This is a genomic window from Polynucleobacter sp. (assembly GCF_044342855.1).
In the GTDB taxonomy this organism is placed as follows: domain Bacteria; phylum Pseudomonadota; class Gammaproteobacteria; order Burkholderiales; family Burkholderiaceae; genus Polynucleobacter.
In genome coordinates, this window is the sequence record NZ_JBIIPA010000004.1 from 1 (window position 1) to 14,614 (window position 14,614).

The window sequence follows — 14,614 nt, forward strand, 5'->3', positions numbered from 1 at the left end:
ATGCGTAACCCAATCATGTACCGATGAGAAGGGGGCCGCTAAAGAATGGTGCCTTTGGATTCGGCTATAAAAATCAATAACCACTTCATTGATTTTATTTTTCCCCAAATGGCCTCTATGAAAGTCGGGGCGGTTCAGAGGGTGATTTATCGGGGGAAGGTCAATCTTTGTCAAAAACCCTTCGGAAGCATATCAACGGTATGTATCTTAGTCATTTCATGATGCTTTTCTTGCTGGCCTTTATTGAGCCCTGCTATGCTGATTGTTAATTTTTAAGGTCATCATGGGCATTTAATTTTATATTTGACATTGCCAATTTATCCAAAGGGGCATGCAACAAACCATGGAGTTTTTTGAAGGCGTCCTTATTTGCATCATATAAATTGTTAACTGAAAAATTCTTCGCAAATAAATATTTATGCACTTTCTATCAATTTCGAAGAGTTCGCAATTTCTAGTTTTAGAAAGTTGATACTCAAGCCCTTTAAATTTTTTCTCTAAGCATGCATCGAATTCCATAGCAAACCTATTAAATAGGAAGTACTTTCTAGACTTCGTTTCCAGCCTTGTTGCAAGTGACATGAATTTGTAATATTCCCTTGTTATATTTTCAGAATGAAATCATCTGCCGCCTATTTGGCCAGCCTATACTGCGAAAAAGGAGACCTTCGCTACGATGGTGAAGGGGTCACTCAATTGGCTCATGCTTGGCAATGCGGGCAACTTGCTAAGGCACAGGGTGCAAGTCCTCAATTGCAATTATCGGCATGGCTGCATGATATCGGCCATCTGTTATCCAAAAAAGAAGGCACTCCAACAACTTATGGTCACGATGACCGTCATGAGTATGTGGGTGGAAATTATCTCCTTAGTGTTTTTTCTGATGAAGTGAGTCATCCTGTATTGATGCATATCTTGGCCAAACGTTACCTAGTGACTACTAATTCAAACTATCATCAATCTTTATCTGCCGATTCAATTAGAAGCTTAGAGCTCCAGGGTGGCGCGATGTCTGAAAATGAGTGCTCCCAATTTGTGTCACGCCCATTTGCAAAAGATGCATTGTCATTGCGCACTTGGGATGATTGCGCTAAAAATCCTGACTCTAAAATGCCCACAAAAGCAGATGCGATAGCGCAGCTGCTCAATTTGGCCAAGGAGTGTCAATGAGTAGCGTGCTAACAATACAAGCGGCAAATAAGACATTCTTTTCAGGTGGAAAAAAGAATCAGGCCTTGAGCAATGTCACCATAGATATTGTCCCTGGTGAGAGGGTGGCATTAATTGGCGCTTCAGGCTCTGGAAAATCCACCCTGATTAGGGCAATATCGGGCTTAGAGACCTTAGACAAGAGTAGCGGTGAATTATCACTTAACGGTCGCAAAATTCAGTCCCATGGACGTCTGTCCAATCACGTGCGCCAAATTAGAAATGAAATTGGCATCATTTTTCAGCAATTCAACCTGGTCAATCAATTAGATGTGATAACAAATGTCTTGATAGGTATTTGTCCTCAAAAGAGTATTTTTGAGACTATATGTAGGAAATTTTCATTAGAAGAAAAAGCCAGGGCATTGGATGCTCTAGATAAGGTCGGCCTAGCTGATTTTGCCTATCAAAGATCTTCAACTCTATCCGGTGGACAGCAACAACGAGTGGCAATTGCTAGGGCATTGATTAAAGGCGCAAAAATATTATTGGCAGATGAGCCAGTGGCGTCATTAGACCCTGAGTCTTCTAGGAAGGTCATGGAAACGATTGTTAATTTGTCTCAAAAATTAGATCTGACATTCATCACCAGCTTGCATCAGATTCCCGTTGCCAGGAAGTATTGCGAGAGAACGATTGCTTTAAATAAAGGGGTTGTAGTTTTTGATGGCCCAACCAAAGAATTAACTGCCGCCATATTGGCGGAGTTATATGGATCAAATTTGGAAGATTTAGTCATAGACGAGGATTTTTCCGCCCTTAAGGAGGCTCCTATTCCTGTGTCAAAGCTCACATTAGTTCATTAGACATTCATTATTTATTAGGAGATTACAGTGAGGTTAGGCAAAATACTCTTGGCAGGCTTTATGGCCTTATCAGTTTGCTTAGTGCAAGCTAAAGAAATTGGTTTTGGAGTTATCTCAACAGATTCTGCATCCGCGCAGAGGGATCGCTGGGAGCCCCTCTTCAGGGACATGGAGAAGCAAACTGGCCTAACGGTCAAATCGTTCTATGCGCCAGACTATGCCGGAGTGATTGAGGCAATGCGCTTTAATAAGGTGCAAGTAGCCTGGTTTGGAAATAAAGCTGCTATGGAGGCCGTTGATCGCGCTGGTGGTGAAGTATTTGCACAAGTAGTTTTTGCTGATGGCGCTGTTGGGTACACATCCTATTTGATTACTCAAAAAGACTCGCCTTACAATAACGTGGATGATGTGATTAAAAACGGTAAGAGCATTAATTTTGGTATTGGTGATCCAAACTCCACATCTGGTTTCCTTGTGCCAACCTACTACATCTTTTCTAAGCGAAATATAGAGGCAAGAGAAACCTTCAAAACAGTCAGAAATGCAAGTCATGGCGCAAATCTTCAAGCAATTCTCGCCAAACAGCTTGATGTTGCGACTAATAACTCTGAGGAGATTCAGCGATTGATGGCAACGAAGCCTGAAGCAGCTCAGGAAATCAAAATCATTTGGAAAAGTCCATTAATTCCTAGCGATCAATTTGTATGGCGTACCGATTTAGATAAAGATACAAAAGAGAAATTAAAAAGGTTTGTATACAACTATGCTAAGTCAAATCCAGAAGAAAAGGCCGTACTCAAAAATATTTATAACTATGGTGAATTTAGACCCTCTACGAATGCACAATTAAATCCAATTCGTCAATTGGAGTTATTTAAAGGCTTACGTAAGGTTGAGTCTGACACTGCTATTAGCGATGCAGAAAAAGCTAAAAAAGTTGCAGAGCTGAATGCAGCTTTGGCTAAGCTCAAATGAGTGAATTTGCTTCAGACCTCTCATTAAATCGAGCTAAGGTGCGCGCGCTTGAGGAGAGGCACGGCCTATCCTATTACCTCGGGTGGGTCTTATTATTTTTAGCGCTGACTTGGGCTTGGCAGGGCGCAGAAATGCGCCCCCTGGATCTGATTAAAGATTCAGGAAATATGAGTGAATATGCCGCCGATTTTTTCCCGCCCAATTTTAAAGATTGGAAGCTGTATGTGAGCGAAATGCTGATAACAGTTCAAATCGCTCTTTGGGGTACGTTATTAGCAATCGTGGCTGCCATACCTCTGGGCTTATTAAGCGCATCGAATGTGGTTAGCCCGTGGGTATATCAACCCGTTCGCCGCATCATGGATGCATTGCGTGCTATCAATGAGATGGTATTTGCAATGTTGTTTATTGTGGCTGTCGGTTTAGGACCTTTTGCGGGTGTGCTTGCACTATTTGTCCATACGACTGGAACGCTAGCTAAATTATTTTCAGAGGCTGTAGAAGCGGTAGACCCCAGGCCTATCGAAGGAATTAGGGCAACGGGCGCCCATCCGATCGCTGAAATTGTGTATGGAATTTTGCCCCAAGTGATGCCCTTATGGGTCTCTTATTCCTTATATCGCTTTGAGTCAAATGTCCGCTCGGCATCTGTTGTTGGAATGGTAGGTGCGGGTGGTATTGGAGTCATTTTGTATGAAGTTATTCGCGGCTTCCAATACTCTCAAACTTGTGCAGTGCTTATAATATTGATTGCAACTGTAACCATCATCGATTTGATTTCTTCCTGCCTCAGGAAGCTTGCAAGTTAAACAATGTCTAAGCCCAGTATTTATTTCGGTGCCGGATCTATTTTAGAGCTAGGAAATCTTTATCCTGATCGTAGATTTCATATTCTACGCATTCCAGAAATTTCCAGCGAAGAGTTAAAAAAAATACGATCTTCTTTGCAGGGTAGGATCATTTCCGAAACTATCTATCAAAAGGGAATGCCAGATATAGCGAGCATTCAAGAGTTTCAGGATGATTTTTGGAGTCGGTCTGATTTAGAAAAATCTGCGTTACTGGGAATTGGTGGTGGCAGCATCATGGATGCAGCCAAAGTATTACACTATAAACCTGATGGGTTGGCTTGGTTGGGTGCACATCTAGATGTATCGGTAGAAGATGAGTCCTTGTCAAAAATACCTTTATTGTTGGCTTCAACAACCGCTGGAACGGGCAGTGAGGTCGCGCCAACTGCAACCATCTGGGACTTTGCAAAACAGCGTAAGCATTCATTTTTTGGTCCTGAAGTTTTTGCTAATGTAGCGATTATCGATCCTTGCCTTTGTCTTGGGGCCCCTTGGGCTATTTCGTGTGATTCTGCAGTCGATGCTCTTTCGCACGCATTAGAGGCGATTTGGAATGGAAATAGATCTGAAGAAACAACTAATCTTGCCATTTTTACAGCAAAAAAAATTTGTCATTATTTACCACTCATTCGAGATAATTTAAGCAATCTAGAATTACGTGAACAGCTTTCAGAAGCCGCCTTATCTGCTGGTTTAGTAATGGCTAAAACACAAACAGCGCTGGTTCATGCTTTGTCCTATTCTGAAACGATCAGAAGTCAAAAAAGTCATGGGCAATCTTGTGCTTACTGGCTGCCTTATGTCTGGCAATTATTAATTGAAAGTGATTGTGATCCTGCCATATTAAGCGACTTAGATCATGCTATAGGCCAGTTTTTTTCAGCCCCGATAGAGATGCACCAATGGTTGCTTGCTTTGGGATTTTTAGTATATCCACCGCTTGAGTGCGATAAAGCGGTGGAAGAGTGGGTGGATACAGTTAGGCTTTCCGCTCGAGGAAAAAACTTTGCAGGATTTAGGATCAATGGCGAATAAAAATTATGACCTACTCATAGTAGGTTCCGGCATCGTGGGCCTGGCACACGCTTATGAGGCAAAAAAAAGAGGTTTATCGGTAGCCATTGTTGAGCAAAATACGCGCTGTACTGGCGCCTCTATCCGTAATTTTGGCTTTATCACTGTGTCGGGACAGGGCGCTCGAGATACCTGGCAAAGGGCGATATATTCAGCCCAAGTCTGGAGAGAATTGGCTTCCGTGGCTGAGATCAAAATATTGCATCAGGGCGCTTGGATTTTATGTGAGCGTCCCGAGGCAGTTGAGGTTGCAAAAGCCTTTCTTAAAACCCCTATGGGTATTGATTGTCAATACTATCCCCAGGCAAGTTATCCAAACTTGGAAGCCCTGGGCTTTAAAAACATTCATAGCCTTAACTTAACGAATTCGCTAGGGCTTCTATATAGCCCCCATGAATTTAGGGTTGAGTCCAGGGAGGCCATCCCTCAGCTGGCGAATTATTTGCAAAGCACAATGGGTGTAGATTTTTATTGGGAGACCGAGGTCTTATCGATTGATGGATCATCTGTTCATAGTTCAAATAATCGATTCGATGCTCAAAGAATAGTGATCTGTCCCGGCGCTGATTTAACGGGGATAGTTAAACCTTATATTGAGAAACATGATTTGAAGCTCTGCACTCTCCAAATGCTCAGAATCAAAGTGCAGGAAGGCTTCATCCTGCCTGGAAGTGTGATGACCGATAACAGCTTGGCTAGATATTTAGGATGGTCAGAGTTGCCTGAGGCTAAAGCACTTAAAGGGCGCATTGCAATAGAGATGCCTGAATATGTCAAGGAAGGCATTCATTTGATTGTCGTGCAAAGTGCTGATGGTAGCTTGGTGGTTGGAGATTCCCATCGCTATGGGTGCTCTGAACATGTATTTGCAAGCGAAAGTATTGAACAACTGATTATTAAATTGATGTATCGGGTTTTAAGTATTACTGAGCACACCGTGATTGAGCGTTGGACAGGGGTCTACCCATCCTCCAGCACAGACGATGCATTAATTGAAAAAGTATCTTCAGTAATGAGGATTGCCATAGTAAGCAGTGGAACAGGGGCAAGCACAGCTTTTGGGCTTGCAAAAGATAATTTTGATGAATGGTTGGGGAAATAATGAAAACTTCAGTGAAAGCGGTTATTTTTGATTGGGCCGGCACGACGGTTGATTATGGCAGCAGAGCTCCTATGGGCGCTTTCGTCAAATTATTCGAGTCTGAAGGAATTGAGATGACTATTGCTCAAGCCCGCATTCCAATGGGAGTGGGCAAATGGGAGCATATCAATTTCTTGTTGAATTTTCCCGAGGTTCAAAGTCAATGGATTAAGATTCATAAAATATCTCATACTGATTCTGATGTTGATCGACTGTTAGATATTTTTGTGCCGATGAATCAGGTAAGTATTTTGGAGTGTGGTCAATTAATTCCAGGGGTAGCTTCACTGGCCAAAGCATTGCGTGAGCGCGGCATTAAAATTGGTTCAACCACTGGATATACCAGGGAGCTCTTAGAATTATTACTGCCGATAGCCAAAGAACAAGGGTATGAAGTTGATGCCTTCTCTTATTCAGGGGATACTCCGTTGGGTCGACCATCCGCTCAAATGATGATTAAATGCGCCAGACAACTAGGTTTGGATAACCCGCTTTCATTCATTAAGGTAGACGATACGCAGCCTGGTATTGAGGAGGGTAAGTCATTTGGCTGCTGGACTGTTGGTGTCGCAGTTAGTGGAAATGCGCTTGGCCTCTCCCTCGAGGAGTTGGATGCGTTGCCAGTCAGCGAGGCTGATCGCCTGAAAAATATAGCGAGAGCAAATATGCAAGAAATGCAGCCTGATTTCGTAATTGATTCTGTTGCAGATTTATTGCCCGTCATGGATGAAATTAATAAACGCTTAGATTTGGGTGAAAAGCCTAACTCTTACGGCAACTAGATTGAGGGGAAGGATAATTCTCTTGGACCCCTTGCATAGATTGTTTCAAGTCCCATTGGGCGCTCCTGCAATGCAAATACCAGGCTCGACTAGTGGGGCTAGCTTGGATTAAGAGGAGACTCTTAAATGGGTACTTACCCTAGTATTGTTTTTCATACCTCCGTTATGGTCGCCTAGGAGCACTTTTTTTTGGCGTGGGTTATCTAGACTAGAGCGCACTTTTGTTTTTTTTGTGTACATTAGATGCTGAATTACCACATAGGAGAAATCATGAATTTCAATTCTGTTTTGCCAAAAGCGAAAATCGCTCTAGGTACCTTCTTAACACTTGGACTTACTAGTGCCCCAGTATGGGCATCTGCTGTTTTGGAGCCGAATGATTTTGTTGGAATTTCCTTCTGGTTGATTTCAATGGCATTAGTTGCTTCCACCGCTTTCTTCTTTTTAGAAAGAGACCGCGTCTCACCTAAGTGGAAGACATCATTAACCGTTTCAGGTCTTGTAACCTTAGTTGCCGCGGTGCACTACTTCTACATGCGCGACGTATGGGTGGCTACAGGCTCAACACCAACGGTTTATCGTTATATTGATTGGTTAATCACGGTACCGCTTCTGATGATCGAGTTTTACTTGATACTTTCAGCAATCGCAAAAGTTCCAGCAGGTGTTTTCTGGCGCTTAATGATTGGTACATTAGTGATGTTGGTTGGTGGGTACTTCGGCGAAGCCGGCTATTTAGCGTTATGGCCTGCATTCATCATCGGTATGATCGGTTGGGCATATATTTTGTATGAAATCTTTGCAGGCGAAGCCAGTAAAATTAATGCAAACAGCGCACCAAAATCAGTTCAGTCAGCTTTCAACACAATGCGCTGGATTGTGACTATTGGTTGGGCAATCTATCCAATTGGCTATTTCTTTGGCTACCTCACAGGTAGCAATCCTGCAGACAGCGCTGCCGCTCTAAATATTATCTACAACCTTGCTGACGTCTTGAATAAGATTGCATTTGGTTTGATTATTTGGAATGTTGCAGTAACTGAATCCGAAGCAAAGCACTAATCGTTTTCTTCTTTATCTAAAAATCTCCGGTTAACCCCCGGAGATTTTTTTCCTAGGCTGAAACAAGGTGGCTCAAAACATTCAACTAGAAATTCGCAATACCCTTTCAGATGAAGAAGCAAACCCAAGCTATTTGATTGGCAAACCAGATGCTCTATTGGAAAAAGTAGAAGACTGTATGTTCAAGGCCTTAGTTGCTATCTTTGAGATGAATACAGAAGGCCCTGCTATTTTGAATGAAGCAATTGAGTATCATCTAAGGTCTGGAGGGCAGCGACTCAGAGCGCGTCTTGCCTTAAGTGCAGGAAGGGCTATTGGCCTCAATGACCATGACGTTATTTGTATTGCAGCTGCCGTTGAGTTGTTACATAACGCCTCGCTAATTCATGATGACCTTCAGGATGGGGATCAATTCCGTCGTGGTCACGAATCAGTGTGGAGTAAATTTGGCAAAAATACAGCAATCTGCTGCGGCGATTTCTATTTATCCACTGCCTATGCTGTTCTTGCTGAAGTCAGCAAATCTGACGTGCTGCCCCAAATGCTCAAGATCATGCATCGGAGGGTATCACAGGCAAGTTATGGTCAATCTGCTGATTTATCTATTACGCGCGATCAGTTGACTTTGGAGGCATACCTTGAGGTTGTTATGGCTAAATCAGGGGCTTTATTAAGTCTGCCATTAGAGTTTGTCCTATTGCTCGGTGGGCATGATAAAAGCATGCACATTGCTCACCAGGCCTGCAAAGATTTCGCGGTTGGATTTCAGATCTTTGATGACTTAAGAGATGCTTCAGCAGACTCTCAACAAGGGGTGGATGGTGGTGGTCGCCTCAACATTATTGCTGTATTTGAGCGATTGAATCGGGGATTAGATATTTCATTTGATCCTATTGAAGCGGCTAAGGAAATTGCAGTACAGCATCTCAAAAAATCTGAGCTCTCTTTAGTTCAGCTGCCATCACAATCGGGCCAACTGTTAGGGGAATGCACTAAAAACATTGGCTGCCTGGTAAAGGCGCTTCATTAATAGAGAGAATGATATGCACGCTATAGTCATCGGCGCAGGATTTGGAGGAATAGCCAGCGCTTTGCGTCTGAAAGCCAAGGGTTATAAAGTTACCTTAATTGATCGGACCGATCAATTGGGGGGTAGGGCGCAATCTTTTGAACGTAATGGCTTTCGTCACGATGCGGGGCCTACCGTCATTACAGCCCCCTTCTTACTTGACGAACTCTTTGAGCTTTTCGATGAAAAGCTTTCTGATTACATCAACCTAGTTCCATTAAAGCCTTGGTACCGGTTTGAATATGCCGATGGTGAGCATTTTGACTATGGCGGTACGCTAGAAGAAACGTTAGCAGAGATCAAGAGAATTGAGCCTGCTGACTGCGAGGGCTATTTGCAACTACTGGAGCATTCGAAGCGCATCTTTGCTGTAGGCTTTACGGAATTATCGGCCCAGTCCTTTGATAGCTTCTGGATCATGTTGAAGCAGATCCCACGACTGGTTCGACTGCAATGTTATAAAACCGTTTGGCAACTAGTCACTCATTACCTCAAGAACGACAAATTATGCCAAGCTTTTTCTATTCAGCCTCTGCTGGTCGGTGGAAATCCATTTGATACAACCAGTATTTATGGCTTAATTCATTATCTAGAGTGGGCTTATGGCGTCCACTTTGCTATGGGCGGTACTAATGCGATCGTCGTTGCTCTCGAAAATCTAATGATTCGTCAAGGCATCGATATTCAGTTGGGTAAAACCGTGAAATCCCTAGTGATTGCGGATGGTTGCATTAAAGGAGTGACACTAGAAGGCGGCCAAACATTGGCAGCCGATATCGTGGTCTCTAATGCCGATCCCGCCCATCTTTATCGTCGTATCGTCGAGCCTAAAAAACAATCCTGGATAACGCGTTTTAAGGCGAATAAACCCAAATTTTCTATGGGCTTATTTGTTCTTTACTTCGGGACAACTAAAACCTATCCCGATGTAGCTCACCATACCATTTGGCTCGGAAAGCGTTACCAAGGCCTGCTACAAGATATTTTTGATCATAAGATCTTGTCGGATGACTTTTCTCTTTACTTGCATCGTCCCACAGCAACAGATCCCAGTTTTGCACCTGCTGGCTGCGATAGCTTCTACGTTCTTTGCCCAGTGCCCAACCTATTGGGTCAGCAAGATTGGGCAATTGAGGGTCCAAAATTACGTGATCGAATAGTCAATGCTCTTGATAAAACGATCTTGCCAAATTTGACTCAAATGATTACCGAAGATTTTTATATGACTCCAAAAGATTTTGAAAAAAATTATTTGAGTGAGCACGGCGCAGGATTTTCAATTGCCCCCTTATTTACCCAGTCAGCCTGGTTTCGTTTTCATAACCGAGCGGAGGGATTGAAAAATCTGTATATCGTCGGCGCTGGTACTCATCCTGGGGCTGGCTTGCCTGGGGTGATTTCCTCGGCCAAGGTGATTGATTCTTTGATACCCAGCATCAAATAAAGTGGATATTCAACCCAACTTTTCAAGTGCTGAAAGTATGCTCGCCAGCAAGGGAAGAAGCTTTCACTGGGCACGCCGCTTATTGGGAAAAATTCATTCAGAGCGTGCCACTCGTCTTTATCGTTTGTGTCGTTACATTGATGACTTGGGGGATGAAGAAAATTCCGTTGTCGTGTCTAGACAAAAGTTACTCGAAGCAAGACGTGCATTCCATTTGGAAAGTTCAGATAACGAAGTTCTGAATGATGGATTGAGCCTTTTAAAGGAGTGCCGTATTGATAAATCGATCGTATTGGATTTAATTGCGGGCGTAGGCTCTGATACCCAATTGGTCAGAATAGAAGATCAAGATGCTTTGTTAAGGTATTGCTATCAGGTTGCTGGTACAGTTGGGCTGATGATGAGCAAGGCGCTGGATACTCATGACGAGGCCGCTTACCCATTTGCGATTGATCTTGGTATTGCTATGCAGATCACGAATATTTGCCGAGATATAAAAGTGGATGCCTTAGCTAATCGACGTTACATTCCTGCCGACTTGGTTCAAGGTTTAGAGCCGGTTGCACTAATTGACCCCAATGAGCAGCAAAAAAAAATGATCCAGGGTGCCGTTGCAAACTTACTCGATTGCGCAGAAAAATATTATGCTAGCGGTGAAAGGGGGCTCTCTTACTTACCGCTGGAGGCAAGGTTATCCATCCTGGTGGCTGCACGGGTTTATAGGGAAATCGGTAGAGAGCTGAAAAACCAAAATTATGAATATTGGCATCGCCGTATCGTGGTGTCGACTCCTAGGAAAATCATTGTTACTCTTCAAGCTCTCGCATCATCATTATCGCGCTTCAATTTCTGGCGCCCCCCTAAACGGCATGATGCACATCTTCATAGGGCTTTACTCAGCCAAAGTCCTTCATAATTAAGTTCATTTAAATTTATGCAAACTGATCTAGATCTGCTCATCATTGGAGCTGGATGTGCTGGCCTCAGTCTAGGGGTGCAGCTTGCCAAGATGAAGGAGAGGGCGCCGAAGGTGCTTTTACTGGAGCAAAGAACGGTTTATGAGAATGATCGAACTTGGTGTTTTTGGAGGCAGCAAGGGAATTTCTATTCTGATCTAGTCAATTATGAATGGAGCAAATTGATGGTGCAGTCAAAAAAAGAAAAGGTATCCCTAGACTGCTCTTTAGCCCCTTATCAAATTCTATCTTCGAATCGGTTTTACGAGGAAGCCCTTCAATTGATTGGATTGAACCCATTACTTGACCTGAGGATGGGTTCGGCATTATTAAAAGAACCCAAATGGCAGCAGGGTTGGTGGTATTTTGAGGCTGATTTTGGTCAACTACGCGCTAAATCGATAGTGGATACTCGTCCTAAGGCATGGCAGGATTTAAAGGGCGCCAAGCTGTGGCAATCATTCTTGGGGTATGAGATTGAATGCGAGCAAGCTAGCTTTGATCCCAACGCAGCAGTTTTGATGGATTTTTGTCAGGCTAATTCGGAGTTCGTTGGTTTTAACTATGTATTGCCGCAATCAGAGAAGAGTGCGTTAATTGAATTTACGGTATTTTCGAAGCAGCCTTATCTGGAGGTTGATTTAGTGAGTAAGCTGGATGAATCAGTGACCCAGTATATTGGCAGTCAAGCTTACAAAATATTAAGGAAAGAGTCAGGCATGATTCCAATGGGGCTTGCTACCGACTATATCTCCCCAAGCGCCGCCGACACTCATCCGTCTTATGTTCGCGCTGGATTAACGGCCGGTGCTGCAAGACCTGCAACTGGTTATGCCTTTCAAAGAATTCAGAATTGGGCTATTCAGTGTGCTAATTCCTTGGCTCAATATGGTTTGCCAGCGAATCATGCTAAAGATTTTTTTTTATTGGGAAAAATGGACGATATCTTTCTCAATGTGATTCGAAATAATCCAGAATTAGGGCCTGCACTATTCATGGCCTTATTTTCAAAAGTGAATAGTGCGAGAGTGATTCGATTTTTATCAGATAAAGGGCGTTTGCTGGATTACCTTTCGGTTATTCAGGCTATGCCAACCACTCCCTTCCTTAAAGATATTTTTAAAATCTCGCGCCTCTGATGAATATAATTCAAATTCAGGGTTTATCCTTTAGCTTGCTTGCAATTTTTGTAGCTCTGACATCGGCATTACTCGATCCAACTACTCCCACTGTTTCCCTGGTAATTCTTGCTGCCCCCATCTTCTTTTTAGGTGTTCCGCATGGTGCGCTGGATCCCGTTTTTGCACAAAAATTACTATTATTAAAAAGCTGGCAAGATTGGACAAAATTTGTCATTAGCTACTTGGTTTTATCAATGACTATGGTTTTTATTTGGTGGCAGTTGCCAATTTTTTTTATGGGTAGCTTTTTACTGCTCTCAGTCATGCACTTTTCCAGGGACTTAAATGATCGGGTACCTAGAGTGACGCGGGTTTTGTATGGCGGATCAATGATTTTTCTGCCAACCATTTTTCACTTTGAGGTGATGCAAAATCTTTTCTCTTTGATTTTGGATGTAGATGCTGGATTGCAGATTGTATCGTTTTTGTACGTGCTGGCTTGGCCTTGGCTCGCGGGAAGTCTCATCAGCATTTATTTTCAATTCATCAGGGGGTGGCTCTTCGGATTGGAGATGCTTGCAGTAGTGCTTCTATCAACTTTAGCCTCTCCATTAGCCTCATTCACTCTTTATTTCTGTGGTATGCATGGCTTGAGGCATATTTTGCGAACTGGAGCCTACTCTGGTTTGAATTTCATGCAGATGGGGCTAGTATCTTTGGCGCCTATGTTGGGGGTGACCTCCATTGCCTTGTTAGTCTGGTTTTATTTTCCCGAACTACCTAGCTATGAACATTTATTGAGGCTGCTATTTGTAGGCTTGGCGGCATTGACGGTGCCTCACATGTTGCTTATCGATAGGGTTCGCTATCAGCAATAAGTTGATTGTTTTATGTCGGAGGTGGAGCATTCCTTTGGTGAATATTTGATTTGGGTAATCGTATTTCCAACCAAAACTTCCGATGCCTTCACTGCTTTGGTCTATACACAAGTTTTGACTTTAACTCCGCTTATTGACTTCGAACAATCAATTGATGCGGAAGTACGTAATCCTGAGGCGAATTATTTTCTAACATTGAAGTTAGGGAATCCACAACCGTAGCGCCCAATGCTTGATAAGGGAATCGCACGGATGTTAACCAAGGATTGATCCAGTCATTGAGCGGGTTGTCGTCGAATCCAAAAATTCGAGGCGCCAACTGGCATTTGGATTTATGCTCCCGAATCCATCGGTAAGCGCCATAGGCAATCAAATCGCTAAGACAGATGAGCGCATCCGTCGCTGGATAAATCTTCATGCAATCTCGGGCAGCCTGGTAGCCAATTTCCAAGTGGTTTCTGGCGGGGATTGTAAAATTAGGTATTTTTTTGCTTTTTTCAATTTGCTTGTATCTCTCTTTTACACCTGCAAACCTTAAGGAGTCCGCACTGTGTTCGAGAGATGAATATATTACACATGGTGAATTCAATTTTTCTGAAATGCAGTATTTAGCAACAGTCTCACCTGCTGCAAAGTCATCAATACCAACAAAACTTGAATTTTTTCTCAATGGGTCGCGGCGGGCTACAAAGACAATTGGTCGCCCCTGTTTTTGTAAGCGAACGAGCATTTCGCTTTTGACAGCAACAACCATCACCACGGCAATCGCTAAATGGCTTTCCATTTCACGAAGATATTGATCTTGGATATCAGGCCGTTCATGGGTATCGCAAAGTGCCATTACATAACCTTTTGAACGCAGCGACTCTTCTATCGATTCGGCAATGGCGGCCATTGCAGGGTTGGCAAGATTCGCGACCAAAACGCCCACGATGCGGCTTTGCTTCATTTTTAAGGCGCGACTGACGCTGTGCGGCCTGTAATCCAGCGCTTCTATCGATTGTTGCACTCGGGCCACGGTTTCAGGTGTAGCCCTTCCGGCAATGCCATTGTGGATTCGCGAAACCGTAGCTACAGACACGCCAGCGTGTCTAGCCACATCGCCGATAGTGACAAATTTATTCATCTTCAAAATTGAGGGATTTAATTTAGTTTATCCGTTTGTAGCAAGGGTTTTCCTGTATTCCACTTTACATGATGTTTGAAGTACGATAATTTTAGGTAAACGTTTACCAAGAAGCCAAGA

At 43.2% G+C, this 14,614-nt stretch carries 14 protein-coding genes; 13 read left to right on the plus strand and 1 reads right to left on the minus strand.

Annotated elements, in window-relative coordinates:
* Window positions 1-615 precede the first annotated feature (615 nt).
* The 13 genes from ACIQZ3_RS02255 (at window position 616) to ACIQZ3_RS02315 (ending at window position 13,368) form a co-directional block, all read left to right on the plus strand.
* Complete coding sequence (locus ACIQZ3_RS02255) at window positions 616-1,170, plus strand: phosphohydrolase (RefSeq protein WP_397389950.1); 555 nt, start codon at window positions 616-618, stop codon at window positions 1,168-1,170.
* Window positions 1,167-2,015, plus strand: coding sequence for a phosphonate ABC transporter ATP-binding protein (gene phnC / locus ACIQZ3_RS02260; protein ID WP_397389951.1), 849 nt, complete (start codon window positions 1,167-1,169; stop codon window positions 2,013-2,015). The genes ACIQZ3_RS02255 and phnC overlap by 4 nt, the downstream gene beginning before the upstream one ends.
* A 27-nt stretch (window positions 2,016-2,042) precedes the next feature.
* Complete coding sequence (phnD, locus tag ACIQZ3_RS02265; protein ID WP_397389953.1) at window positions 2,043-2,990, plus strand: phosphonate ABC transporter substrate-binding protein; 948 nt, start codon at window positions 2,043-2,045, stop codon at window positions 2,988-2,990.
* Window positions 2,987-3,799 (plus strand): phosphonate ABC transporter, permease protein PhnE, encoded by an 813-nt coding sequence (gene phnE, locus ACIQZ3_RS02270; RefSeq protein WP_397389955.1) that lies wholly within the window; start codon window positions 2,987-2,989, stop codon window positions 3,797-3,799. The genes phnD and phnE overlap by 4 nt, the downstream gene beginning before the upstream one ends.
* 3 nt (window positions 3,800-3,802) lie before the next feature.
* Window positions 3,803-4,876 (plus strand): iron-containing alcohol dehydrogenase, encoded by a 1,074-nt coding sequence (locus ACIQZ3_RS02275; RefSeq protein ID WP_397389957.1) that lies wholly within the window; start codon window positions 3,803-3,805, stop codon window positions 4,874-4,876.
* Window positions 4,866-6,017 carry a TIGR03364 family FAD-dependent oxidoreductase gene (locus ACIQZ3_RS02280; RefSeq protein WP_397389959.1) on the plus strand — a complete coding sequence of 384 codons (1,152 nt, stop codon included), beginning with the start codon at window positions 4,866-4,868 and terminating at the stop codon, window positions 6,015-6,017. The genes ACIQZ3_RS02275 and ACIQZ3_RS02280 overlap by 11 nt, the downstream gene beginning before the upstream one ends.
* Window positions 6,017-6,838, plus strand: coding sequence for a phosphonoacetaldehyde hydrolase (gene phnX, locus ACIQZ3_RS02285; RefSeq protein WP_397389961.1), 822 nt, complete (start codon window positions 6,017-6,019; stop codon window positions 6,836-6,838). Before ACIQZ3_RS02280 ends, phnX begins: the two co-directional genes overlap by 1 nt.
* Before the next feature lie 270 nt (window positions 6,839-7,108).
* Window positions 7,109-7,900, plus strand: a complete 792-nt coding sequence (locus tag ACIQZ3_RS02290; protein WP_397389963.1) for a bacteriorhodopsin-like — start codon at window positions 7,109-7,111, stop codon at window positions 7,898-7,900.
* Window positions 7,901-7,967: 67 nt separating this feature from the next.
* Entirely contained in the window at window positions 7,968-8,930 is a 963-nt protein-coding gene (locus ACIQZ3_RS02295; RefSeq protein WP_397389964.1) for a polyprenyl synthetase family protein, read from the plus strand.
* Between the two features lie 13 nt (window positions 8,931-8,943).
* Complete coding sequence (crtI, locus tag ACIQZ3_RS02300) at window positions 8,944-10,413, plus strand: phytoene desaturase family protein (protein WP_397389966.1); 1,470 nt, start codon at window positions 8,944-8,946, stop codon at window positions 10,411-10,413.
* A gap of 37 nt (window positions 10,414-10,450) precedes the next feature.
* Window positions 10,451-11,329: a phytoene/squalene synthase family protein gene (locus tag ACIQZ3_RS02305; RefSeq protein WP_397389968.1), complete on the plus strand. Its 879-nt coding sequence runs from the start codon at window positions 10,451-10,453 to the stop codon at window positions 11,327-11,329.
* Window positions 11,330-11,347: 18 nt separating this feature from the next.
* Window positions 11,348-12,508, plus strand: coding sequence for a lycopene cyclase family protein (locus ACIQZ3_RS02310; RefSeq protein WP_397389970.1), 1,161 nt, complete (start codon window positions 11,348-11,350; stop codon window positions 12,506-12,508).
* Window positions 12,508-13,368, plus strand: coding sequence for a Brp/Blh family beta-carotene 15,15'-dioxygenase (locus ACIQZ3_RS02315; RefSeq protein WP_397389972.1), 861 nt, complete (start codon window positions 12,508-12,510; stop codon window positions 13,366-13,368). The genes ACIQZ3_RS02310 and ACIQZ3_RS02315 overlap by 1 nt, the downstream gene beginning before the upstream one ends.
* Before the next feature lie 130 nt (window positions 13,369-13,498).
* On the opposite strand, the gene ACIQZ3_RS02320 is transcribed toward ACIQZ3_RS02315, so the two are convergent.
* On the minus strand, window positions 13,499-14,494 hold the full coding sequence (locus ACIQZ3_RS02320; RefSeq protein ID WP_397389974.1) for a LacI family DNA-binding transcriptional regulator: 996 nt from the start codon (window positions 14,492-14,494) through the stop codon (window positions 13,499-13,501).
* Window positions 14,495-14,614 lie beyond the last annotated feature (120 nt).

Bases quoted from the DNA above. Each gene is read 5' to 3' on its own strand.
- ACIQZ3_RS02255 (WP_397389950.1), top strand. From the start codon at position 616: ATGAAATCATCTGCCGCCTATTTGGCCAGCCTATACTGCGAAAAAGGA.
- phnC (WP_397389951.1), top strand. From the start codon at position 1,167: ATGAGTAGCGTGCTAACAATACAAGCGGCAAATAAGACATTCTTTTCA.
- phnE (WP_397389955.1), top strand. From the start codon at position 2,987: ATGAGTGAATTTGCTTCAGACCTCTCATTAAATCGAGCTAAGGTGCGC.
- ACIQZ3_RS02275 (WP_397389957.1), top strand. From the start codon at position 3,803: ATGTCTAAGCCCAGTATTTATTTCGGTGCCGGATCTATTTTAGAGCTA.
- ACIQZ3_RS02280 (WP_397389959.1), top strand. From the start codon at position 4,866: ATGGCGAATAAAAATTATGACCTACTCATAGTAGGTTCCGGCATCGTG.
- phnX (WP_397389961.1), top strand. From the start codon at position 6,017: ATGAAAACTTCAGTGAAAGCGGTTATTTTTGATTGGGCCGGCACGACG.
- ACIQZ3_RS02290 (WP_397389963.1), top strand. From the start codon at position 7,109: ATGAATTTCAATTCTGTTTTGCCAAAAGCGAAAATCGCTCTAGGTACC.
- crtI (WP_397389966.1), top strand. From the start codon at position 8,944: ATGCACGCTATAGTCATCGGCGCAGGATTTGGAGGAATAGCCAGCGCT.
- ACIQZ3_RS02305 (WP_397389968.1), top strand. From the start codon at position 10,451: ATGCTCGCCAGCAAGGGAAGAAGCTTTCACTGGGCACGCCGCTTATTG.
- ACIQZ3_RS02310 (WP_397389970.1), top strand. From the start codon at position 11,348: ATGCAAACTGATCTAGATCTGCTCATCATTGGAGCTGGATGTGCTGGC.
- ACIQZ3_RS02315 (WP_397389972.1), top strand. From the start codon at position 12,508: ATGAATATAATTCAAATTCAGGGTTTATCCTTTAGCTTGCTTGCAATT.
- ACIQZ3_RS02320 (WP_397389974.1), bottom strand. From the start codon at position 14,494: ATGAATAAATTTGTCACTATCGGCGATGTGGCTAGACACGCTGGCGTG.